Annotated in this window: 23 protein-coding genes and 1 pseudogene; 5 read left to right on the forward strand and 19 right to left on the reverse strand. The window is 42.5% G+C overall.

What is annotated here, in order from left to right; all coding sequences use genetic code 11:
- Nucleotides 1-26: 26 nt before the first annotated feature.
- The 19 genes and pseudogenes from BCT49_RS23790 to BCT49_RS23880 form a co-directional block, all read right to left on the reverse strand.
- Nucleotides 27-662, reverse strand: a complete 636-nt coding sequence (locus tag BCT49_RS23790) for a NeuD/PglB/VioB family sugar acetyltransferase (RefSeq protein WP_102438665.1) — start codon at nt 660-662, stop codon at nt 27-29.
- Between the two features lie 3 nt (nt 663-665).
- Entirely contained in the window at nt 666-1541 is an 876-nt protein-coding gene (locus tag BCT49_RS23795; protein WP_157938622.1) for a formyltransferase family protein, read from the reverse strand.
- A complete protein-coding gene (locus BCT49_RS23800) occupies nt 1534-2274 on the reverse strand; it encodes an SDR family NAD(P)-dependent oxidoreductase (RefSeq protein ID WP_157938623.1) in 741 nt (246 codons plus the stop codon). The genes BCT49_RS23795 and BCT49_RS23800 overlap by 8 nt, the downstream gene beginning before the upstream one ends.
- 5 nt (nt 2275-2279) lie before the next feature.
- Nucleotides 2280-2495, reverse strand: coding sequence for a phosphopantetheine-binding protein (locus BCT49_RS23805; protein ID WP_021453150.1), 216 nt, complete (start codon nt 2493-2495; stop codon nt 2280-2282).
- Nucleotides 2496-3563 (reverse strand): ketoacyl-ACP synthase III, encoded by a 1068-nt coding sequence (locus BCT49_RS23810; protein WP_102438671.1) that lies wholly within the window; start codon nt 3561-3563, stop codon nt 2496-2498.
- Nucleotides 3564-3566: 3 nt separating this feature from the next.
- On the reverse strand, nt 3567-3794 hold the full coding sequence (locus tag BCT49_RS23815) for a phosphopantetheine-binding protein (protein WP_102438673.1): 228 nt from the start codon (nt 3792-3794) through the stop codon (nt 3567-3569).
- Between the two features lies 1 nt (nt 3795).
- On the reverse strand, nt 3796-5340 hold the full coding sequence (locus tag BCT49_RS23820) for an amino acid adenylation domain-containing protein (protein WP_102438675.1): 1545 nt from the start codon (nt 5338-5340) through the stop codon (nt 3796-3798).
- Between the two features lie 24 nt (nt 5341-5364).
- Nucleotides 5365-6453 carry a DegT/DnrJ/EryC1/StrS family aminotransferase gene (locus tag BCT49_RS23825; protein ID WP_198595899.1) on the reverse strand — a complete coding sequence of 363 codons (1089 nt, stop codon included), beginning with the start codon at nt 6451-6453 and terminating at the stop codon, nt 5365-5367.
- Nucleotides 6454-6483: 30 nt separating this feature from the next.
- Nucleotides 6484-7356 (reverse strand): glucose-1-phosphate thymidylyltransferase RfbA, encoded by an 873-nt coding sequence (rfbA, locus tag BCT49_RS23830; RefSeq protein WP_102438677.1) that lies wholly within the window; start codon nt 7354-7356, stop codon nt 6484-6486.
- The gene (rfbB, locus tag BCT49_RS23835; protein WP_102438679.1) at nt 7356-8420 is read right to left on the reverse strand and encodes a dTDP-glucose 4,6-dehydratase; all 1065 of its coding nucleotides are present in this window, start codon (nt 8418-8420) and stop codon (nt 7356-7358) included. Before rfbB ends, rfbA begins: the two co-directional genes overlap by 1 nt.
- On the reverse strand, nt 8417-9685 hold the full coding sequence (gene wecC / locus BCT49_RS23840) for a UDP-N-acetyl-D-mannosamine dehydrogenase (protein WP_102438681.1): 1269 nt from the start codon (nt 9683-9685) through the stop codon (nt 8417-8419). The genes rfbB and wecC overlap by 4 nt, the downstream gene beginning before the upstream one ends.
- Nucleotides 9686-9702: 17 nt before the next feature.
- A complete protein-coding gene (gene wecB / locus BCT49_RS23845) occupies nt 9703-10827 on the reverse strand; it encodes a non-hydrolyzing UDP-N-acetylglucosamine 2-epimerase (RefSeq protein WP_102438683.1) in 1125 nt (374 codons plus the stop codon).
- Nucleotides 10828-10916: 89 nt separating this feature from the next.
- Entirely contained in the window at nt 10917-13088 is a 2172-nt protein-coding gene (locus tag BCT49_RS23850; RefSeq protein ID WP_102438685.1) for a polysaccharide biosynthesis tyrosine autokinase, read from the reverse strand.
- A gap of 137 nt (nt 13089-13225) precedes the next feature.
- Nucleotides 13226-13665: pseudogene (locus tag BCT49_RS23855) on the reverse strand (low molecular weight protein-tyrosine-phosphatase).
- A 118-nt stretch (nt 13666-13783) separates the two neighbouring features.
- A complete protein-coding gene (locus BCT49_RS23860; protein WP_102438687.1) occupies nt 13784-14920 on the reverse strand; it encodes a polysaccharide export protein in 1137 nt (378 codons plus the stop codon).
- Nucleotides 14921-15679: 759 nt separating this feature from the next.
- Nucleotides 15680-17947, reverse strand: coding sequence for a YjbH domain-containing protein (locus BCT49_RS23865; protein WP_102438689.1), 2268 nt, complete (start codon nt 17945-17947; stop codon nt 15680-15682).
- Nucleotides 17947-18870, reverse strand: a complete 924-nt coding sequence (locus BCT49_RS23870; protein ID WP_102438691.1) for a capsule biosynthesis GfcC family protein — start codon at nt 18868-18870, stop codon at nt 17947-17949. The genes BCT49_RS23865 and BCT49_RS23870 overlap by 1 nt, the downstream gene beginning before the upstream one ends.
- 21 nt (nt 18871-18891) lie before the next feature.
- Nucleotides 18892-19596 carry a YjbF family lipoprotein gene (locus BCT49_RS23875; RefSeq protein WP_102438693.1) on the reverse strand — a complete coding sequence of 235 codons (705 nt, stop codon included), beginning with the start codon at nt 19594-19596 and terminating at the stop codon, nt 18892-18894.
- Nucleotides 19597-19716: 120 nt separating this feature from the next.
- On the reverse strand, nt 19717-19962 hold the full coding sequence (locus tag BCT49_RS23880) for a hypothetical protein (RefSeq protein ID WP_016784037.1): 246 nt from the start codon (nt 19960-19962) through the stop codon (nt 19717-19719).
- Nucleotides 19963-20224: 262 nt separating this feature from the next.
- Here BCT49_RS23880 and BCT49_RS23885 point away from each other — a divergent pair, with 262 nt between their 5' ends.
- The 5 genes from BCT49_RS23885 (at nt 20225) to BCT49_RS23905 (ending at nt 24781) form a co-directional block, all read left to right on the forward strand.
- Entirely contained in the window at nt 20225-20659 is a 435-nt protein-coding gene (locus tag BCT49_RS23885) for a rhodanese-like domain-containing protein (RefSeq protein ID WP_012603060.1), read from the forward strand.
- Nucleotides 20660-20748: 89 nt separating this feature from the next.
- Nucleotides 20749-21216 (forward strand): protein-export chaperone SecB, encoded by a 468-nt coding sequence (secB, locus tag BCT49_RS23890; RefSeq protein ID WP_009847959.1) that lies wholly within the window; start codon nt 20749-20751, stop codon nt 21214-21216.
- 178 nt (nt 21217-21394) lie between these two features.
- Complete coding sequence (gene gpsA, locus BCT49_RS23895; protein WP_102438695.1) at nt 21395-22459, forward strand: NAD(P)H-dependent glycerol-3-phosphate dehydrogenase; 1065 nt, start codon at nt 21395-21397, stop codon at nt 22457-22459.
- Nucleotides 22460-22643: 184 nt separating this feature from the next.
- Complete coding sequence (gene cysE, locus BCT49_RS23900; protein ID WP_009847961.1) at nt 22644-23465, forward strand: serine O-acetyltransferase; 822 nt, start codon at nt 22644-22646, stop codon at nt 23463-23465.
- Between the two features lie 164 nt (nt 23466-23629).
- Nucleotides 23630-24781 carry a murein hydrolase activator EnvC family protein gene (locus BCT49_RS23905; protein WP_102438697.1) on the forward strand — a complete coding sequence of 384 codons (1152 nt, stop codon included), beginning with the start codon at nt 23630-23632 and terminating at the stop codon, nt 24779-24781.
- Nucleotides 24782-24867: the final 86 nt, after the last annotated feature.

Here is a 24867-nt window from a genome sequence, read left to right on the forward strand (position 1 = left end):
GACCTTTTATAATTTTAAACATTCTTTTAATTACGGTGCTTTGTCGCAGGATTTCCTAGAACAGTAGTATTTTTCCTAACTTTGCTAAATACAACAGCCCCCATACCAACTGTAGCATCATCTTCTACCTTGACTTTAGGGTGTATAGTTGCTCCAGAGCCAATTAATACTCGCTCACCAATTTCTACATAGCCATTGATCGTATTACTCCCTAATAAAGAGGTATAAGACCCAATTTTAGTGTCATGCCCAATAGCACAATTACAGTTGATCAGCGAAAAATCTCCTATCACTACACCAGGAGAGATGCTGCAATTAGGGTTAATGATTACACCTTCACCTATTAGCGAGAACTTACTCAGCACCACACTAGGGTGAATAAATGATATAGCATTACCGCCTTTGCTTTTCAATATATCTGCAATACCAGCGCGTGCATACCCCGCCCCCCCAAATGCCAAAATAAAGTCGAACTGCTCAATATCGTCCAACATAGACACTGATTTCACTTCGTATTCATAAAATGTTGCTGCTGGCACAAAATATTCGTCCGTCACACAAAAACACAAAAAACGTTCTCGAATATCATTTACATCCTGTATCCAGCTGTACACTTCCGCAGCTAGGCCACTAGCTCCAAATATAATAATTGGATTAGACATTATTTATCTCAGCTCAATTTCGACTTTTTCAACTTGTAATTTTAACAAGCCAAACTCATCACTTAACACTATGCTATTCTCACTACTGATTAAAGAACTACTACTTGATTTATCAATAAACTGATAAGCATGCACAGAATAGTTAGTGCCATCATTATTGATTTTTGCTTTAGGGAACACGTCAAAAGGCCCGTAATCTATTGCTCTCAATATACGATAGTTCTCAATCGTTGATTGCTTCGTATCTAGCCAACCATTTCCAGGAATGTCTCTTGATAGGTACAGATAATCATACCTCAATGGTTGTTTAGCCAAACAAGGAACAAATCCCGCCAGTAACAACTCAGAAATTACGCTCGAAAAGGCTTCTAGCCCAGCACGCATACATTTATGAGCCACTTTGTATGCTTTGTCGTTGTTATCAATCAACACCTCTGAAAAAGCAATCGCATTACCTGTATCTACACCTTCATCAACATAATGCCAAGTGATACCTGTCTTTTCTAATTGATGATAAATAGCCCAACTAGGTGCGTTTCTTCCCCGCAAATTCGGTAAAAGTGCATTATGAAAATTAATAATAGTTACATTATTTAGAGTAAGTAACGGCCCTTTAAAAAGGTAGTTATTATTTGCACTGATGATTAACGTATTACCAGACAGCCACTTGAGTAACGAGGACTCGATTTCTTCTTTCGTATGCTTATATTGATATGTGACGCCGTGTTTTTGAGCAAATGACTCAAGAGTAGAAAAAGGTTGCATCTCTGTCTGTAACAATTTCAGCGTCACATCATATTGAAGAAGCATGGAAGCAACGTCTTGAGCTATCTTACCAAAACCGATAACGATTACGGTTTCAAACTTTAATTTAGACACTGCGCCCCCCATCAATCACAAGATCTAAACCAGTCACCCAGCGAGACGCTCTGCTACTCAAAAAATAACAGGCCTCTGCAACATCTTCAGATTTGCCTAAACCTAAAGGATATAGGTTATGTAACTTCTCAAGCGCTATTTCGCCCAAATCAACCGCTACATCTTTTGTATGCTTGGTCTCTACCCATCCAGGCGAAACGGTATTTACTCTGATTTTACGCGGGGCTAATTCTCTAGCCATTGATTTACTTGCAGAAATCAATGCACCTTTTGCTGCAGAATAAGCAACTAATCCTGGCTCACCAACAAAATGGGCAATGCTAGAAATCAGTGTAATACTTCTATCCTGAGACTTATCTGAATACAAAGCATTCGAAAAAAGCTGGCAAAGGAGCAAGTGACTATTCACGTTCGTTTGCATAGTCAAAAGAAGTTCTTCATCCGATACTAACTTCAACGGTAAGATTTTATGATATCCCGCAGCACAGATAAGATCTGTAATTTTACCTTGCTCGGTAACGATCTTTTTCAGCAGTGGTTTTAATGAGGAAGGAGACTTCAAATCCCAGACATAAGCGGCCGAGGATTCTTTTCCTAAAGATTCCTCAGCGATTTTAAGACTCTCTTCATTACGTCCAAGAAGGATCACAAAGTTTCCCTCTTGAACATGTTTGTGAGCAATGCTCAAGCCAATGTCTGAAGTCGCTCCTGTAATAAGAACTTTTCTTTTCATCGACATCACTGAGGAAGTAGCTCGAGCAATTGACCCACAGTTTTTCGTTCGATTAAGTCACCGTGCCCAATTTCTACTTGATATTCATCTGCGAATAAAGTGATAAGAGATAACTGGGCCAAAGAGTCCCATTCTTCCGTTTCTTGATATTCAAAATCAGGGGTTAGCTCTTCTACTTCCAGTTCTAGGATCTCAGCTAGTTCTTCCAAAAAAACAGTCATTTATACATCCAACTTAATTAGTTTACATAGTGTAAGTTCATTGACATCAACCAAGGTCGCACCCCAACTCAAACCTACACCAAAGCCTGATAATAGTGCTTTTTTACCCTCAAAGCCCGAATTCTTTATCCAAGACAATAGAATCGACATAGGAACCGTTGCTGACGAAGAGTTCCCATAAAGAGTAACTACATCTGAAGGTAGCTGCTCTTCCGTTACCTTCAGTGCTGAACGGAAACGATCCAAGATAAATTTGTTTGCTTGATGGAAGAAAAAGTAGTCAATTTCTTCTGGTTTAGTGTTTTTTTCAATAAACTCTTTAATAAAATTGATTACCGTTGTTTGAGTAAACGTAAAAACGTCTCTACCTTGCATGACCAAATGTTCAGAGCAACGCCAATTCCCTTCTTCATCTTCAGCAAGATTTGCAGTATCAGAGGTACAAGGGCTTACCATACCACCAGATGGAATCATTAAAGCTTTTGCGCCTTTACCATCATGCTTGATTTCTAGAGGAGCCTCCACGTTTTCCGCTCTTTTTTCTATTAAGGTGACCGTAACTGCATCCCCAATAAGAGGGTATGAGTTACGATCTTTTAAAGAAACCTTACGGCTTAAAACATCACCAGCAATTAGCAAAACTTTTTGCGCATCACTATTACGAATTAGGCTAGAAGCTTCAAACAAACCTCGAATATAACCGTTGCAACCATCGTTGATGTCCATACAATAACAATCGGTTTTAAAGTCAAAAGCGCCATGTACCATCGAAGCTGTTGACGGAATAGGATAGTCAGGGGTTTGGGTTACCACCAAAATTCCATCCACATCCTGGTAGTCGCACCCGAGAGTGGTTGACAGGTCCTCAAGCAAAGGAAAAATCATATCAGTGAGCGCCGTTTCTTTTGAAACAACATGATGTTGATTGTATCCCATTAGCTTCTTCAGCTTTTTAGAACTCTGCTCTGTGTGTGAGTAGTTTTTTATCTCATCATCAAAGTAAGAAATATGCTTTGGAACGGCTGCAACTATCCCTTTCAACGAGATATTGCTAATATCACTTTTCATAAATTAACCTTGAATCGTTTTAAGATACTCACCAATAACATGCGGAGAGACAAAATTCTCAGGAACCAAGCCTTCACCAGGGATTGAAATAGCTAGCTGAGCTTCGATCTCACTTACTAGGACTAACAAATCAAAAGAGTCCAACAGACCTGACTCAAAAAGTTCAGTATCTTTAGCAAACTCATATTCTGGTTTCATTGTGGTTAGGATTGCTATAATTTTTTCACACATACTACTCTTTAACCTTTACAAATTCTTGTAGCGCTTTCTCTGAAAAATCTTTTCTATTTAACTTACCATTTGGCGTAAAAAGCATTTCTTGTACAAAGCTAATCTTGCTTGGAATCATGTACTTTGGTAAACATTTCGTCAGTGCAACTTTAAGCTCAACTTCACTCATCGAACTACTGCATTGAACAAAAGCATAAAGCACTTTATCTTCTGATAAATAACCAACAACACACTGTTCGATAGCATCTAACTCCATGATCTGAGACTCAATTTCACCAAGTTCTATGCGATAGCCATTGTGCTTAATCTGGAAGTCTTTTCTACCAATATAATAAATTAAACCATCAACAAGTCTAACTAAGTCTCCGGTACGATAGATCATATCAATGTATTTATCTTGAAGTGGGTTTTGACAAAATACCTCTTTCGTTTTTTCTGAGTTAGCCCAATACCCAAGCGCTAAGCTAGAGCCTCGAACACACAATTCACCTTCATCATTACGCTGGTCGTTTTCATCTAGGATTAAAATGCCTGAGTTATGGCAAGGGATCCCTATAGGTAAGCTATCCCCGTCCCAGTTAGGCGGCACATCATAGTAGGTGCAATCAACGGTAATTTCTGTTGGTCCGTACAAGTTAGAGTAATGAGCATTAGGATGCTTATCTAACCAGTACTTAATCGTTTTCGCTGGCATTACTTCCCCAGCAAACAAGACATTCTTCAAGCATGGCAATTGAAATTGAAATTGATCAAGTAACTTAAGGTTCGCAATATTTACAAGTAATGAAGGAACCCAGAAGATCGTTGTTATTGCTTTTTCTTTTAAATATTCAAGTGTTTTCTGAGGAAAAATAAACACGCTTTCAGGGATAACATGCAATTCTGCCGCATTAGACAACGCTAAATAGATGTCTAAAGTCGAGTTATCAAAGAATAGTGGTGCTTGACTACCAATAATATCAACCTTGCTCACTTCATAAGCTGAATTAGCCCAATCAATATAATCAATAACGCTAGAATGGCAAATAGTGACACCTTTTGGTGTACCAGTAGAGCCTGAAGTGAAAATTATATAACATGGATCTTTATCAATAACGGTTTGATTAAACTTTTCGATATCAGCCCAAATATCTTGCGTAGGTAGCTTAGATGCCGGTATTTCATCGATATTAATAGTTGAAATTGAACTATTTAATTCTAATGAATTTAATAAATTTCCTGACGTTTCATCATAAAGAACAAGACAACCTTGAAGGTTAGATAAGATCTTTAATAGTCGTTCTTTAGGTGAATTAATGTCTACGGGACAGTAAATCCCTCCAGCCATTGTCGCAGAAAAGATCATGGAGAGTGCATTTACAGATTTTTTCGCAAACACAACAATAGGCTTGTTTAAACTTCCCAGCAGTCTTAGTTGCAATGAGATAGCATATGACTTTGCTGCACTTTCTGCATAAGTCAAAGAGTGGCTCGAATCCGAAACACAAATATTTTCTGGGTGTTTCATCGAGGATGCTTGTAGATATTTCAGGATGCTGTTTCTCATCTTATACTCTCTTTTTGCAACCAATCATGATTTTTTAAGTATTTGTTTTATCTTGTTTAACATTGATTCACACAAATCAAAATATATAGGCAAGCATAAGATCCTTTTACTAGTCGAGCGGCTAACTTCACATGGAGTTCCGTCATGACCATAACTATCAATAAGATCTAAACTTGGATAAAAGTACCTTCTTGGAAAGATGTTATTCGCTTCCAAATTAGCCTTAGCTCTAAGTAATGACTGCTCCGAATCAAACACAATTGGTACATATGCACCATTAGGTTTTGATCTATCCAACCAATTTTGCATTTGGAAAACACCAGAAAGGTGAGTTTGATAGCTTTGCCATAAGCCTCTTCGCTTAGTCATGATACTTTCTATATCATCTAGAACACAGTGACCCATAGCTGCTTCAAACTCATTCATCTTAGCATTGGTTCCAACGCCTTCTATCGAATCCGGTCCCGTTATTCCAAAGTTAATCATAGAGCGTATTTTCGCTGCTAGGTCATCACATTGCGTAATCACAGCACCACCCTCTATCGTGTGGAATAACTTTGTAGCATGGAAACTTAATGTACTGATATCACCGTGCGTTAATACACTTTCTTTATTTAGCTCCACACCAAAAGCATGAGCGGCATCATAGATAACTTTTAAACCATGCTTGTTTGCTATAGCTTGAATTTCATTGACGTTACATGGATTACCAAACACGTGCACTGGTACTATTGCAGACGTTTTTTCTGTAATAAGGGCTTCTATTAAGTCAGGATTAATATTGAAGCTATCATTTTCAATATCGCAAAAAACGGGGGTTAAGTTTTCCCAACTAAGCGTGCTTGTAGTCGCAGCAAAAGAGAAAGGTGTTGTGATCACCTCTCCTGTAAGATTTAATGCTTTATAAGCAACCTGAAGTGCTAATGAGCCATTTGCGACTAATACAACATGCTTAACACCAAGGTATTCAGCTAGTCGAGATTCTAACTCATTAACAAGAGGACCACTATTGGTCAACCAACCACTCTCGTACACCCGATCAACATACTGTTTATATTTATCTTTTGATGGTAAATATGGTTTTGTTACAGGAATAATTTCACTGCTCATCATTTAATATCTCATTGCAATTAGCGACCAGTATTATTTTTGCTCAATCACTAACTCGGAAAGGTAACGACCGTAATCATTTTTTTGCATTGGTTTCGCAATAGTGAGTAGTTGGTCTTTTGCTAACCAACCATTACGCCACGCAATCTCTTCTAGACACGCAACTTTCAAACCTTGAACATTCTCAATGGTCTGAACGAATGAAGACGCTTCATGAAGGCTTTCATGCGTGCCAGTATCTAACCAAGCGAAACCACGACCTAGTAATTGAACATTCAGACTGCCTTGCTCAAGGTACATCTGGTTGAGAGTCGAGATTTCTAGTTCCCCCCTCATGGATGGTTTAACCTTCTTAGCCAAGTCTACAACTTGGTTATCATAAAAATACAAGCCTGTAACGGCGTAGTTTGATTTCGGTACTGCTGGTTTTTCTTCAATCGAGATTGCATGCATATCAGCGTCAAATTCTACCACACCAAAGCGTTCAGGGTCTTTGACTTGATAAGCAAATACTGTCGCTCCATGATTTTTCATCGCCGCTTGCTGTAAGATCGGTGAAAAGCCTTGTCCATAGAAGATGTTGTCACCTAACACCAAACAGACTGAGTCATCACCGATAAACTCTTCACCAACAATGAATGCTTGAGCTAGACCATCTGGCGTGGGTTGAATTGCGTATTGCAGTTCAATACCAAAGTCAGAGCCATCGCCAAGTAAGCGCTGAAAACCTTCTTGGTCTTCAGGAGTGGTAATCACCAAAACCTCACGAATACCAGCAAGCATAAGTACTGACAGTGGGTAGTAGATCATTGGCTTATCGTATACAGGCAATAACTGCTTAGAGACACCTCGCGTGATTGGGTATAAACGCGTACCAGAACCACCAGCAAGAATAATACCTTTCATTATTCACCCGCTCCTAATCGTTCAAGACTATATGAGCCATCAAGCACACGTTGCCACCATTGCTGGTTGTTTAGATACCATTCAACGGTTTTGCGAATGCCACTTTCGAATGTTTCTTCAGGCGTCCAGCTCAGCTCTTGAGCAATTTTTGTTGCATCAATTGCATAGCGTACATCATGACCAGGTCGATCTTTCACATACGTGATCAACGATTCATAAGATTCAACACCTGCAGGTTTTTTTGGTCGAAATTCTTCAAGTAGCGAGCAAATGCTTTTCACGACTTCAATGTTCGCTTTTTCATTGTGACCACCGATGTTGTATGTCTCGCCAATTTCACCTTCTGTCACAACTTTGTAGAGTGCGCGAGCATGATCTTCGACGAACAGCCAATCACGGATTTGCATACCATCACCGTACACAGGCAACGGCTTGCCATCCAAGGCATTCAAAATCATCAGTGGGATCAGTTTCTCTGGGAAATGGTAAGGTCCATAGTTGTTCGAGCAGTTGGTAACCAAGGTAGGAAAACCGTAAGTGCGTTGCCACGCTCGAACAAGATGATCGCTGGACGCTTTAGAAGCGGAGTACGGGCTACTCGGCGCGTAGGATGTAGTTTCAGTAAACAAATCATCCGTACCTTGTAAGTCACCATACACTTCGTCGGTAGAAATATGATGGAAACGGAAAGCGGTTTTGCGTGTCTCATCCAGTGTCGACCAGTATTGACGAGCCGATTCAAGAAGGTGATACGTCCCCATGACATTGGTTTCAATAAACGCCGCAGGTCCATCAATGGAACGGTCTACGTGCGATTCAGCCGCAAGGTGCATCACGAGATCAGGTTGATGCTTTGAAAATACGCGATCAAGCTTGTCACGTTGAGAGATATCAACATGCTCAAAATGGTAACGTTCACTATCCGATACTTCCGCTAAGGACTCTAAATTACCAGCGTAAGTCAATTTATCTAGGTTAATGACGGTATCTTGGGTATCACGAATGATGTGTCTTATGATTGCAGAGCCAATAAAACCAGCACCACCGGTTACTAGTATTTTCATAACCAAATACCCTTAGTATCAACAATATAATTCGCTTGAAGCTTTCGTTCCTTGAACTCTTTATGATCAACCAACAATAGATGAATATCAGCTTCTTTGACTGCAACTTCAAAACTTCTAAGTTCAACTGACTCTAATGCTCTTGGTGCTTGATGGATATTAGGTTCAACAGCAATTACATTCCCAGTGTGGAAAGAAGCAATCTCTTTTACAATCTGCATTGCTGGGCTTTCACGTAAGTCATCGATATCAGGCTTAAAAGCTAAGCCATAACACGCAATAGTAATATCTTTTGCTGTCTTTTCAGAGTTTTCTTGTAGACAGTCTGCAATTGCCATTTTAGTTTTACCGACAACCCAACCAGGTTTGCTGTCATTAACTTTTCGTGCTGTATGAATCATCTGAGCTTCAACTGGTGTCTTTGAAACGATAAACCAAGGATCAACGGCAATACAGTGACCACCAACACCAGGACCTGGCTGGAGGATATTCACACGAGGGTGACGATTTGCCAATGCAATCAGTTCCCAAACATTTATACCTAACTTATCACAGATAACTGAAAGCTCATTTGCAAACGCAATTTGAACATCACGAGAGCTGTTTTCCGTCAGTTTCGCCATTTCTGCAGTTCGAGCATTAGTGATAACACATTCACCTTTGACAAATGTTTGATATAACTCTACTGAGCGTCGTGAGCATTTCGGTGTAAGACCGCCAATAACACGATCGTTTTCAACCAACTCACGAACCACATGACCCGGTAATACACGCTCAGGGCAATGTGCAACATTAATGTCAGCATCTTCCCCGTGAGTTTGTGGAAAAGTCAAATCCGAGCGAGCTTGAGCTAACCAATCAGCCATTTGCTCTGTTGCGCCAACGGGTGACGTCGACTCTAGGATGACTAGATCGCCTTTCTTCAGCACAGGAGCAATAGCCTTGCTTGCAGCTTCAATGTAGGAAAGATCTGGAGCAGGTACTTCACCGTCCTTACAAGGTAGAAAAGGGGTTGGCACAGCAATCAGGAAGGCATCTGCCGCTTCAGGGGCAGTCACCGCTTTTAGATAGCCCTCTGTTACCGCCGCGTTTACGATCATATCAAGCTCAGGCTCAACGATATGAATCTTTCCTTGATTGATAGTGTCGACAGCATGTTGATTTACATCAACACCAACGACTTGTTTTTTACGTGATGCAAACATTGCTGCCGTTGGCAGACCAATGTAGCCCAAACCTACAACGGATACTGTTTCGAAAGACATATATACTTCTCGTTAAATTATTTTGCTAGAACATCTAGAATTCGTTGACACGCTTTACCATCACCGTAAGGGTTATGGGCAAAACTCATCGCTTGATAAGCTTTTTCATCTAATAACAACTCACTCAGATTACTTGTTATTTCATGTACATCAGTACCCACCAACTTAACAGTTCCTGCTTCAACTGCTTCTGGCCTTTCTGTAGTATCACGCATCACTAATACGGGTTTACCCAGTGATGGAGCCTCTTCCTGAATACCACCGGAATCAGTTAAGATGATATAAGCGCGGTTCATCAAGTATATAAATGGTAAATACTGCTGAGGTTCAATAAGGTAGATGTTTTCAATACCTGCAAGAATGCGATTGACAGGTTCGCGGACATTAGGATTTAAATGCATAGGATAAACAATTTGAACTTCTGGATACTTTTGTGCAGTCAAAGCTAAGGCTTCACAGATACGCTCAAAGCCGCCACCAAAACTTTCACGGCGATGACCGGTAACTAGCACTAATTTTTTATCTTCACGAAGGAATGGGAATTGTGCTGACAACTCTATGCTTAAGTTTTGATTTGCGTCTATTTTGTCTTTAACCAACAACAAAGCATCAATTACGGTATTTCCCGTAACATCAATATTGTCTGGATTGAAATTTTCTTTAAGAAGATTTTCTTTTGAGTTTTGTGTTGGAGCGAAATGATATCTAGTCAAGGCACCAGTAAGACGACGGTTACCTTCTTCCGGCCAAGGAGAATAAATGTTACCCGTTCGAAGACCCGCCTCAACATGCCCCACAGCGATTTGTTCGTAATAAGCAGCTAGACTTGCAGCAAAAGTTGTTGCTGTATCACCATGAACTAAAACCACATCAGGTTTAAACTCTTGTAGTACTGGCTTAAGTTCCAACAAAATACGTGCACTCACATCGTTCAACGTTTGGCCAGACTTCATTAAATTTAAGTCATAGTCAGGCGTAATTTCAAATAACTCTAACACTTGATCTAGCATTTCACGATGTTGTGCAGTCACACAGCATTTTGCCTCAAAGCGCTCATCAGCCGCTAAAGCATGAACCAAAGGGGCCATTTTGATGGCTTCTGGACGAGTTCCAAAAACCGTAAGAACCTTCTTCTTAGCCATAATCATCTCTTATTCATTAATTCTTAATTCGTAATCTTTGTGACAAAAGATGATTTTTACACTTCACCTCCGTCACTTCCACCCTCAAGCTAACTATTGTCGCCTGAATAAGCGTAATTATAGTAACCGTAACCATAAGAACTTGATGCTTTCTTCTCGATAGCGTTGAAGATAACGCCTTTCACTTCGATGCCCGACTGTTCGAAACGGTTACGAGCAACATCGATCTCTTTAATGGTGTTTTGGCCATAACGCGCCACCATTAATGTGGTGCCAGCGAAGGCGCCAACAATACTTGGGTCGGTGACTGCCAGTACTGGTGGAGTATCGACAATCACCAAATCATATTCTTTTTCTGCCCACACCATGAGTTCTGCAAAACGCGGGTGCATAAGCAGTTCAGATGGGTTAGGGGGGACTTGGCCGCGGGTAATAATGTCTAGGTTATCTATAGGTGTGGCTTTAACTGACTGAGCGAATTCGGTCTTGCTGCTTAATACATCAGAAAGGCCGTTGTCCCAGTTAACACCGAAGCTTTGTTGTAGGTAACCTTTACGCATATCGGCATCAATCAACAGCACCTTTTGCCCTGTTTTCGCAGCTACTGCAGCAAAGTTAGTGGAGATAAAGGATTTACCAATACCCGGTGCGGGGCCAGAGATCATCAATACGTTGTTTTTCGCTTCTAGCATAGCAAAATGCAAGCTAGTACGAAGGCCACGCAATGCTTCAACAGAAAGATCCGCAGGGTTAGACTCAGCAAGTAGTACTTGGGTACCCTTAGTTTGCTGTTTCTTCGATTTAAAGCGGTTGGTTAACTCAATTTGCAAATCAGATTTTGGCACCGCCGCGTAAACGGGCAGGCCAATTTGTTCAATTTGGTCTGGGCTTTCAACACCACGATGGAACGCCGCTTTCACTAGTACAAACGCAACACTTAGCATACCACCCAATAACGTTGCTAACACAACAATCAGTGGCTTCTTTGGTTTTACTGCACGAGCATAGGCTTGAGCGTCATCTAAGATGCGAACGTTACCGACGGTACCGGCCCTAATAATGCTCAGCTCTTGAACCTTGTTTAAAAGCTGGATGTAGATTTGTTGGTTTACTTCAACATCACGTGTCATACGCAGTACTTCACGTTGTGTTTTCGGTAACTTCTGCACTTGCCTATTTAAGCGCTCTCTCTCCCCCATCAACGTTTTACGCTTATCAAGCAGGGCTTTGTATGCTGGGTGATCTTTGGTGAAGCGTTGGCTAATTTCACTCTCTTTAAACGTCAGCTCATTTAATTGCGCTTCAAGCTCTACCATTACCTTCAAGGTTGATTCTGCTTCTAAACCCAAATCGATCGATTCGTTTTCTTGGCGGTAATTGTTTAGTACATCTTCATAACCAGTTAGCTCAGATTTAATGCCAGGAAGATGGCTTTCTAAGAATGATAGGCTCTTCTCTGCTTCCGCTGAGTTACGCTGCACGTTTTGTAAGAAGTAGATCTGGCTAACATGATTAAGGATTTCAGAAATCTGCTGTTTGTTTTCCCCTTCAAAGCTCAGCTTCAGAATGCCGGTTTGCTTACCTTGTTCAGACAGAGACAAAGATGCCTTAAGCCATTCGATCGCTTCTAACTGGCTGCGTTGATCAATCGAGAATTCAAAATCGTTATGCGATTCAAAACCCGCCACAAACAAGCTGTAGTCATCGACTGTAGCTAGCTCACCCACTTTGCCTTTCAAGATAACACGCTCATCGTCACGTACCAGTCGGTAGGTGCCTTGTTCGGCATCGACAATCTGAATCGCATGTGCATAGTCGCTCGCATAGCTTGGCAACGTAAAACGACTCACCACGATGTGGTTAATGTCGCCGGTTAAGCGAGCAAACCCTTTGCCGACGATTGGCGCATAACTCGGTGAAGTTACAGTAGTTAAATTGAATTTATCAACCGTTTCACCCAAGATCATACGTGATTTGATGATCTCAACTTCCGTCGTCGCAGAGGATTCCTGAGAGAACAATTCGCCCATGTCACCAACCATTGATGAAATGCCGCCAGAACTCTTCTCCTCAATTTGAATTAATGCATCGGCTTTGTATATCGGTGTTGAAAGTAGGGCAAACGCAATACCAAACACAGCAAAGGCAAATGTGGTGAGCATGATTAGCCATTTAGCATCTAATAAGATACCAAGCAATTTTCCTAAATCTATCTCATCAGGGTTATCTGCGTATGATTGCTGAGATGGTTGTGTTGTCATCAGATTGCTACTTCCTAAACTAGTGTTTTGAAGAGAAGTTAAATACGCTCCGCGTACTTCTCTTTTATATGATTCTGTTGATGGCTTAGCCACACTTACGTTTAGAGCATGACATTTAAAAAGCTGTATATTTGAACCTACAGTTTTTTTGCCCAAGCTTGCGCTGCTTCATCAATCATTTTATAGGCATGTTCAAATGCTTCACAGCTTTGACGATACGGATCGGGAATGTCTTTTTGGCCAATCCACAGGCCAAACAGCATTGTTTTACCACGAGCTTCCGGTGATATCTGAGTGAGTGTCTCCATATGCCCCCTCTCCATCACCAATATCAAATCATACTGGGCACAAAGCTGCGGTGTGACTTGCTGAGATTGATGATTTTCAATATCGACACCATTTTTAGCGGCAATAAAAATCGCCGTTTCATCTGCTGGCTTCCCGATTAAACGACTTTTTCGGCAGCAATACCTGCAGAGGCCACTTCTTTATTCGGAAGCAATTTTTGAAGAACACGTTCTCCAGTAGGTGAACGACAAATGTTACCCACGCAGACCACTAAAATTTTATTAAACATAACTGACTTCTACTATAATGAGCTTATAAGCTGCACGTACTTATAAGCCGAATGTAATTCTAAACATAAAAAATCAAGCCACACGTGAAGTGCGGCCTGATTACTGTTCTATCTTAGCCTAAGGCCAATTACGGACACGTAACGCACCTTCAGTCAAGTTATTAAACCCACTAATGGTTGGAAGAAGCTGCCCAACAACACGGTTCCAACGACTGATAGGAGCGGCTGTAACGTATACAATATCATAAGGTTTTAAGCCGAACTCGGTGCCGATCACCAAAGCTGAAGCATCTTCTATATTAAGCTGGTAGATATCCGCCATGCGTTCTGATTTATCATCAGAAGTACGAATTACAAACACTCCGGTTGCATCAGCTGTCAGTTCATTTATTCCACCAACATTACTGAGCGCTTCCGTCAGGCTCATCCCCACTCTATCGATCTTCAAGAGCTTCGGTTCTTTAACTTCACCCATCACGAACACTTTCTGCTTATCATTACGCGGCACGTGAACAATGTCACCGGCTTGCAATAAGCGGTTTTGAGTTAGGTCACCACGTTGCATTAAGCCGTAAAGTGAGAGGTTTTCTTCCACGCCATTACGCGTTAATGAAACATTACGCCAGTCGGCATCTTCAGACAAACCGCCAGAACGGTTCACGGCATCCAATAAGGTCAAAGGGATGTTGGTGATAGCTTGCTGACCTGGCTTTGAGACCTCACCAGTAATGTAGGCTTTCTTAGATCGAAAAGCCGCTACATTAACATCAACTTGAGGGCTTTCGATGTACTTTGCTAAGCGACTGGCAATATCAGCACGCACTTCACGAACGGTTTTTCCCGCCACTTCCACGGTACCAATGTACGGATAGAAGATGGTGCCATCCGCATGAACCCAGTTACCTGCTTCGGTACTACTACGGTAAGAACCCGCAGGAATTGTCAGTTCAGGGTGATCCCAAATGGTGATGTTTAATATGTCACCGACACCCACTTGATATTCATACTTTGCAATATCAACATCTAACCTCGGGTTAGCTTGGGAAACCGATAAAGATTCATTTCGATAACTCGATACTGATTGAGCGGTCAGAGGGTAAAGGTTAACCACATCAGAGATATCAGATTCTTGCTGTTCCTCTGAGGGCTGAATCACATTCTTGTTGCCAGTAGAAAGGTGAGTTCCTGGAGTAGTACACCCTGCAAGCAATGCAGGAAGGAGCGCTAAAAGGAGACGATTTTTATTAATCTTCATGTTAACCAAGTCATAGAAACGGAATGTGTCGTGATATCCCAAAGGACACCCAAAGAAGTTAGAACAAACAATTTTATCAGCTACGAAGTATTTAGGAGAGTTAAGGAGAGCGATTACCGTGACCTCGCTCCCACTTAATATCAAAGATAGGAACGCTACCGCCCCTTGATATTCCGCGACATCACACTGCGTAGTTATGTTACTCCTATCAGGATGGGGTTGATTAGGGGTATTTTGTATAAAAAGTAGTAAAAAGTAGTAAAAAGTAGTAAAAAGTATACTTGCATAAGGTCAGTTTAATCCGTAAGCATTATCCACAAATTGTGGTTATTATCAACCTAGTTGAATGGTTTAAGTGTAGATAAGAGCAGATGCGAGATTCGAGTAAACGAGATACGAAAAGCGCAAGAGCAGATTCGGGATGCGGGTAAACGAAATGCGAAGAGCAGGTAAAGCCGTGACGGGATGCTTTTAGCTCCTCTCCTCCCCTTTATCACAGCTATTGCTTGGCAGAAAATACCAAAATAAGGGGAGGCTGGGAGGGGTTGGTAACACATAGATTAACATCCCCCTTAACTCCCCCTTTGATGAACATCACCGCTCAAACACGAACGGCGTTCAAGGAGGAGAACCAAAAGCTAGACCCAATTAATATCACTAGCTCTTAAGCTATTCGTTACTCGATTACCCGAATCTCGTTACTGCTTTTTCCCTGCTCTTCGATACACGATTACTCGTTTACCCGCATCTGCTTTCGATCTACTTAACGCTACTTGGTCTTTGGAACCAAGGTGAGCGAGCATCGGTTTGATCGAACAAGTTGTACTGTTTATTCAGCACTTGTCCGCCGTCACGCGTGATCGGTAACCAGGTAAAGCCAGCGCGGCTTGAACTTGGTTTCACGGTGACTAAATCAAACGGAATCGACACGTAGAAGCCTTTGGTGTAGCTGCCTTCACCGTATTCTTCGGTTGTCATGTCGGTTAGGCTGACAAACGCGCCAGCAATCACACCACTCTTAAACTGCTTAGAGAAATCGACACGAGTACCGATATCACCCGCAAGGAATTTACCGACGCCCACTTTAAGCAAAGTATCGCTCAAAAAATCCCATTGTGGGGTGTAGTAACCGGTGATGAAGCCAGTCGTGCCTTTATCGATGACTTTGTATGTTCTGCTGCTGTCGTCTGGGTTGACTTGGATCTCTTGATCAAACGTACCAAACCAGCTTTCAGGGTCGCGCTGGCTTATTGCCGTCATGTCTGCGCCAATGGCCCAGTTTTGGTTGAATGGGCGATACAGGATTTCGCCCCCCACACCCGCGAACATGCTCTCTAGGTAACCACCGTAGGCTTGGGTGTAGACACCGCTGCCGTAGTCTTCAAACCAAGTCAGTTGTAAACGGTCTAAACGAACCGGATCATCCACATAAGAGCGGAACAAGGTTCTTACTCTTGGCGTTTGGTCAGTGCCGTCTGATGGGATTTCGTAATTAAACTTGTCGTAGTTATCGACTAAGTTAACGTAAAGAGAGCCCGACAGTTCAACATTGTTTAACGCCCAGAACGAAGCGTTGGTATATAAGCCCAAACTGTATAAGTAGAAGTTTTCAGCCGAACCGAACGATTGAGCTAGGTTTGGTGAAATCGACACGTCGAATCGTTCACGCCCATCATGATAAATAACGGATTTCTTGCGCTCTAATTCGTGGGTGTTTGTTGCATCACTGGTTTGAGCATTGAGATAACTATTGTTAGCTGCCGCTTTGAACACTTGGGCATCTACCGTTGTCTCGGTGAGTTCCAACGATTTGTCGTTTTCAATGATTTTGTAGGTGTCGATGTAACTTGGTACCGCGTTGGCAATCACGGTCGCACCGCGCTCAAGGGCGATATCTCTGTCTCGGTACTTAACCTGAGTACCCTTAACCACAATGCTGTTATCGTCGACCAAAATTTGCGCTTGTTCATAGCCAGCGATCGTTTCAAGCTCTTCCGCGAGGGCTTCCATGTCAATATCGTCAACCGTCTCGACATCGCTTGGGCGCAATTCTGCTGTTTCAGTGTCTCGCCACACAGAATACATTTCATTGAAGTTAGTCGAGAGGTCAAAGCCAAGGGTCAGAGTATCACCTCGCTCGTAGCTCACTTTAGCCGAACTCCAATCGGTGAAACGGTACACCGCACCCACGTTCCATGGTGTGTGCTGTGTCATGTCGACACCACCACGTACTACTGGGAAGTCTTGAGAGTAATCATTGCCATCGTATTCAAGCTTCAAGGTTAGCGGCTTATAAGGGGTTTGATATTCAAAGCCGCCATAAATTGCTGCATCACCTTTAAACCAGCGTTCAAAATCGACACTGCCGCCATTACCTTTGGTGTCAGATGGACGTTCACAATACTTGTCACTGGTTTTACACAATGGGTTAGTGAAGTTACCACTGGTGCCCATGTATCCCCAAGCCATGCCCAAGGTAAAATCAATAGGGCCAAAGCGTTTGGTGGCCGCGACAAATTCGCCATCAAATAGCCCAGTACCACCAAAATCACGCATACCGACTGATACTTCAGGCAAGTAGTACCCTTCTTCGATCAAACGCAGTTTAAAGTCGATGCCTTTATCTGTGTATTTGGTACAACCACTGAATGAGTTTTGTGAGCAGTCTTGGTCTGCGCCTCCGCTATAAAGCAGATCTTGTACTTGTGTATAACGAATGGTGGTTTCAAGCCAAGGCATCACCTGTAGGCTGACGTTATAAAAGTAGTATTCGTTATTAAATGAGGCGCTAAAGTTGAACTCCCCTTCTGGTGCCATTCGGCCTGTTGGCATTTGCATTAGGCCAACACCACCAAAGTTCATTTGCGACGTTCGGTATTCAGTGTCATCGAATGATGATTTTTCTGCTCTGATCGAAGACGAATCAATGGCTGTTTCGGCAAAAACCGACACACTACTGGACATTAACAAGGCACAGGTAACCGATGTGCACACTGCCGATAGAGGGAATGATTTCTGTTTCAGCATTACAGGACAACCTTATGACGTAGCAAATCGACGATATCTTGGTTCAACGTTGAGTATTCCGATGGCAAAGAGTAAAACGCCATAAATACGATGGCACCTGGTGCTAGGTAAACCGGCTGTTCGTTCCAGTAAGCGTATTGAATGGTTTGTACCACGCCATCTGGCTGAACAACATAAGCCACGCTTTTATCTGCGGATTCACCAACAAAGCCGTTCGGTAATGCATCGAGATAATCATTCAACGTTCCATGCTCAATCAGACTCATTGTTACCGACTCTTTCATTGCACCCATCAACTGAATGGAAGTTGGTCGTTGTGGTAAGTACAGAGAAAACATTTGAGTTTGACTGGTCGACGACTTGTTAGTATGAGAACTTGAAACAAGTAACGGGTTCTTATCTGATTGCGAGATAACCGCATTGCGGTCTAATTCAATAAAAACTCGATTGAGATATTGGAAAGAAGCTAATTGTTGCTTTACCAACTTTGCTTCTGGTTCTTCTACCGAGAAAGCATCAAGTTGGTTAAATACATTGCGCTTTTTGGCTTCGATAGCTTTCTTAGATTCGTTAGCTTCAGTATTGGTTTTATCAAACAGTTGAGCTGAAAGGGGGAAGTAACCAATACTGCCGATAGCATTTTCGTTAGAGCTAGCATTCGCGTCGTCTAATACCTGAAGCAATCGAACGTTAGCTTTATACTCAAGCGTCACACCTCGAAGAGGAAGCTCTATTGTAGTTTTAACCGAAGGCGTAACAACGTTAGATGCCGCAGAAACGTAACTAAAAGTACACAGAGATAACAACGCACTCAACGTCAACAGAGCTCTCATCGTTAACGTAGATCTCACCGTTAATAGAGCTCTCACCAAAGGCAACCGACGCCCCGTCATTTTTGATGCGTGACTAATATAATTCATCATTTTAGTTCATTACCCTGTTCGTTAATTGCTTTGATAATGCTTAAGGACGGTTAACTCAAGCCTTGTCATATTAGGGCCTAAATATTGTATGGTTTTGACCACTTTTCCTTTGCCGTCGACCCAATATTCGTTGGTCATCTCTTGCTCTAACATTGGGAAGTTGATTTTTTCTTGGAACTTCTTGGTATCGATAGATGCTAACGGTGTTTCTACCGTTTCATTCCCTGCATACGTTCGGGTGATATTTGCTTTATAGCCAATTCGATAGTTAGGCTGCCAGTCGTAAACCGCTTGCCACTTTTGGGCTCCGGATCTGCCTGACACATCAAACGCAGAAGAAGAATCTGGTGACGAGCTGTTTGCAAAAGAGAATGAATCCAACGGTTGGAATGCCAAACCAGAGAGGTTTTCATAAGGAAGCAATAGCGTTTGTACGATGCGTCCATTTTCAGTGACGATCATCGCTTTGTCAGAAGACATCCACTTTAACTGCTCTGCACCCGTTTGAGGGTTTTCACCGACGTAGGCCAAAACCATGAAGATTTTACCTTGGTCATTCACTTCTGCATAAATGCTGGAATAAGGTAAGGTTTGAATGTATTCCTTGGATAGCTCAACATCAGAGCTTCCAAAAAAGGCTTCATCAAAAGTAGAGTTAACGTCTTGAAACTGCTGAGAACAACCAGCGAGAAAAAGACCAAGAGATATGAGTAGAGGTTTAAGCATGACGAGTTCTGCTTCCTAGAAATCTGGTTGCTGCTGTCCAATATGGAAAATTAATCAATTAGATATAAAAAAACCACTTTATGCTTTCACATAAAATGGTTTTAAACGCCTACTCAAAAATTATCGAGTAGTTGTTGTAGTTGTTGCACCGCTTTCGTTAGAAGCAACCGCTACTGCTGCTGCTGCCGCTACTGCTGCTGTCGCTACTGCAACTGTTGTAGCTGTGCCAGCTGCTGCTGCAGATGCACCAGCGCCTGCTGCTGTACCAGTACCTGAACCAGTACCCGCTGCCGCTGTAGTTTCAGCTGCAAATGCAGCACCTGAGAAGCTAACTGCTAATGCAGCTGCTAGAGCCATCTTTTTCATAATGATTTCCATTGATATAAACGTTTATATGTAGAAGATGATTTTCACACCCTCAATCAGTTGCTCAGCTTAAACAACTGATTGATCATGATAGATAATAACCACAATCAAGTAAATGAGTAAATCATAAGCAATACCTTATAAAACCTTCTTGAGATAACGCTTTTTGCACCACAGCACCCTTCCTCTGTATTCTCCTATCCTTTATCGCTATACTCCTGACCTATAGTTTTTCACCCAATAACGAATAAGAGTTCAAGATATGCAAGAGTTAGTTCCATTTGTTCAAGAGAATATGATTTTAGCCATCGTATGGATCGGCTTGGTTGTTGCCATCATTGCGAACGTTATCAAGACATCAAACGCAGCCTACAAAGAGATCACGGCAGCGCAAACCACACACATGATTAACCGTGAAAACGGCATTGTGGTTGATATTCGTACTAAGGATGAGTTCAAAAAGGGCCATATTACGGACGCAGTTCACATTTTGCCGTCAGACATCAAAGCAAATAGCTTTGGTAGCCTTGAAAGCCACAAAGCAGACCCAATCATCGTAGTATGCAAGACAGGTCAAACCGCTCAAGAAAGCGCGAACCTACTGGTTAAAGCAGGTTTCGAAAACGTAAGCGTGCTGAAAAGCGGCTTAGTGGCTTGGAGCGAAGCGAATCTACCTTTGGTTAAAGGCAAGAAGTAAGCTGACCTGATTCAACGAATATGACTTTAAGGTTTTGTTCGGCAAATATAACGAACAAAACCTAATTATAAATTTTTAAGGACAAGAAAATGGCTGAAGCAGCACAACAAGACGCACAACAAAACTTCGCAATCCAACGTATCTTCCTAAAAGACGTCTCTTTTGAAGCGCCAAACTCTCCAGACATGTTTCAAAAAGAGTGGAACCCAGATGTAAAACTGGACCTAGACACTCAAAGCCGTGAACTTGGCGAAGGCGTTTACGAAGTAATCCTACGTCTAACTGTTACGGTTAAGAATGCAGAAGACACTGCATTCCTTTGTGAAGTTCAACAAGGCGGTATCTTCTCTGCAAGCGAAATGGAAGCTGGTCAACTAGCTCATTGCCTAGGTGCATTCTGCCCGAACATCCTATTCCCATACGCTCGTGAAACAATTTCTAGCCTAGTGGTTAAAGGTACGTTCCCACAACTGAACCTTGCACCAGTAAACTTTGATGCTTTGTTCATGAACTACCTACAGAACCAAGCTCAGCAAGCTGAAGGCGAACAGGCTTAAGTCTCAAAGTAGAACTTAACTCTAACGTATCAAGCGCTAGTTAGCTTTTAAATGCACGTCGTAACTTCTGCGATGTGCATTTTTTCTTTACACTGTACTAAGATTGAAAGCTCTGCTTATTTTAGTGGATAGCTTTTCCAAAACTCTTCGATTTCCCTCATTATTTTTAGGTGGAAGCATGACAGAAACAACTCGCCCGACGAACACGACAGGCGCTTACGGTAAAGACAGCGCTTACGGCAAAGACATCGCCATGACTGTAATTGGTGCAGGTTCCTACGGAACCTCTTTAGCGATATCTCTAGCGCGTAACGGTGCAAATGTTGTTCTTTGGGGGCATGATCCTGTTCATATGGATCGCCTTGAATCTGAACGTGCGAATAATGAGTTTCTGCCAAATATCGACTTTCCAGAAAGTCTGATTATCGAATCAGACCTTGAGAAAGCTGTAACAGCAAGTCGTGACCTTCTCGTTGTTGTACCGAGCCACGTGTTTGGTATCGTTCTAAATAGCCTGAAACCACACTTAACGACAAGCTCTCGTATCTGCTGGGCAACTAAAGGCTTAGAGCCAGAAACCGGTCGTTTACTTAAAGATGTCGCGCATGATGTGCTTGGTGATGGCTACTCACTGGCTGTTTTATCTGGTCCTACTTTTGCTAAAGAGCTAGCGATGGGCATGCCGACTGCAATTTCAGTTGCTTCACCTGATGAAGTATTCCTAGAAGAGCTGCAAGAGAAGATTCACTGTGGCAAAACATTCCGTGTGTACGCAAACTCAGATTTCATTGGCATGCAGCTTGGCGGCGCGGTTAAAAACGTTATCGCAATTGGCGCAGGAATGTCGGATGGTATTGGCTTTGGTGCCAATGCTCGTACAGCCCTGATCACGCGTGGTTTAGCTGAAATGAGTCGCTTAGGCGCCGCACTTGGTGCACAACCAGAGACTTTCATGGGCATGGCCGGATTGGGTGACTTAGTACTGACATGTACCGACAACCAATCACGTAACCGTCGCTTTGGATTAGCTTTAGGCTCAGGTAAAGACGTCGACACTGCACAAGAAGAAATTGGTCAAGTTGTTGAAGGTTATCGCAACACCAAAGAAGTTTGGTTATTATCAGAACGCATGGGCGTTGAGATGCCAATTGTTGAACAAATTTATCAAGTGTTGTATCAAGGAAAAGATGCACACTTAGCAGCACAAGACTTACTTGCTCGAGACAAGAAGTCAGAAAGATAATAAGAGCAGATACGGGATTCGAGTAATCGAGATACGAAGAGAATAAGAGCAGTAGAGAGATTCGGGTAAACGAGATACGAAAGGATGAAAGCACATTCAAAGTTCGACGAAAATGGTTTTTGCTACTCTAATCTGCTCTTCTAAGCCCACTTGTATCAGCCCCTTAAAAATAATGGATGGTAAAATGAAACACTGTGAACAACAAAAAGTTTGGCAATGCATTGTGAAGGAAGCTCGACAACAGTCAGAGCAAGAACCTATGCTTGCGAGTTTTTATCATGCCACCATTATCAACCATGAAAGCTTGGGGGCAGCCCTCAGCTACATTCTGGCAAACAAGTTAAAGACAGCGTCAATGCCAGCAATGGCAGTGCGTGAAGTGGTTGAACAAGCATTTAAGCAGGATCAATCGATTATCGATGCGGCAGCTTGTGATATTTGCGCGACAGTAAATCGAGATCCTGCGGTCGAGATGTACTCGATGCCTCTGCTTTATCTAAAAGGCTACCACGCTCTGCAAGGTTACCGAGTGGCGAACTGGTTATGGAAACAAGGTCGTATCGCACTTGCCACTTACCTACAGAACCAAATTTCGGTTGCTTGCCAAGTGGATATTCACCCAGCCGCTCGTATCGGCAAAGCGATCATGCTCGACCACGCGACTGGTATCGTGATTGGTGAAACTGCTGTCGTCGAAAATGATGTATCGATCCTTCAAGACGTTACCTTAGGTGGTACGGGTAAAGAAGGTGGGGATCGTCACCCCAAAATCCGAGAGGGTGTAATGATCGGTGCCGGTGCTAAAATACTCGGCAACATTGAGGTCGGTGAAGGCGCAAAAATTGGTTCTTGCTCTGTGGTTCTACAAGCCGTACCGCCTCATACGACTGTCGCTGGTGTCCCCGCAAAGATTGTCGGCAAGCCTAAGACAGATAAGCCATCTCTAGATATGGACCAAGGGTTCAATGGTCGCTCACAAAACTTCATCCATGGTGATGGGATTTAAGAGCAGATACGGGATGCGCGTAACCGAGATGCGAAGAGCTTAAAAGCAGGTACGGGATTCGAGTAACCGAGATTCGAAAAGACTAAGAGCCGGTTCGGGATACGAGTAACCGAAGTGCGAAAAGACTCACAACAGCTGTTAATGAATGAATAAATAAGAGCAAAATGAAGATAATGATGAAACAAATTCGAGCCATTAGCCGGACTCTTCTGATATCTGCCAGCCTTGGTGTTGCTCTTTTATCTACATCGTCAATTGCAGCATCTCAAGGTGAACTTAAAGGCGTATCGAGCGAAATATCTCGCCAACAAAAGAACCTTTCCTCACAGCAGAAAAAACTCGATAGCCTACAAGCAAACCTCAAGAAACAAGAGCTCTCCATCGCTTCGCTTGAAAAAGCGATTCTAGACAGTAAAAAGCACCTCAATACGGCCAATGCAAATATTGCTAACTTAGACACTAAGATTAAAGCGCTTACTGCTCAGAAAAAAGTTCATACCGACAAATTAGAACAACTGATTCAGACTTACTACATGACAAGTCGAGCTAAAGCGTCTTCTCACATCCTCAACACAGGTGTGGAAGAAGATCGTATCAGTCACTACTACCAACACCTTGCCAAAGCTCGCTCCGCAACAATCAAAACGATTGAACAGACACAACTTGAATTAGAAGAGAGCCATAAGCAGCGTCAACTTGAGCAAGAACAGATAGCAACACTGCTAAAACAACAAACCACCAAGCGCGATACGTTAGCCAAAACCCAAACACAACGTAAGAAAACTGTTGGTAGTATTAAGAAAAACATCTCGGGTGACAAAAATTACTTGGCTGAACTTCAACGAAATGAGACTCGCCTGAAAGCTGAAATAGCGAAAGCGGAGAAAGCGGCTCGCGAAAGACGTAACGCCGTTCCTATGGATGGTTTAGCTAAACGCAAAGGCAAACTACCTTGGCCAATCAAAGACAGAGTATTGCACAACTATGGCTCACGCCAAACTGGTCAAGTTAACTGGAAAGGCATGGTGATCAACGCCAAGTATGGTCAGCAAGTAAAATCTGTTTACTCAGGGACTGTGGTCTTTGCCGAGTATCTACGTGGTTATGGCTTAGTGGTACTGCTTGACCATGGTAAAGGCGATATGACGCTCTATGGCTTTAACCAAGCACTTTTAAAGAAAGAAGGTGACAAAGTTAAAGCTGGCGAAGCGATTGCGCTTGCTGGTGACACTGGCGGCCAAACTCGTCCATCATTGTACTTTGAAATCCGCCGAAACAGCCAAGCTCAAAACCCGAAGAGTTGGTTGGTTAGGTAAAGATCAGATATGGGGTGCGAGTAATCGAGATGCGAAGAGCTTAGGAGCAGACGTAAGGTTCGAGTCACCAAGACACAAAGAGCTTA

The sequence above is a fragment of the Vibrio lentus genome (assembly GCF_002875945.1).
Taxonomy (GTDB): Bacteria; Pseudomonadota; Gammaproteobacteria; order Enterobacterales; family Vibrionaceae; genus Vibrio; species Vibrio apostichopi.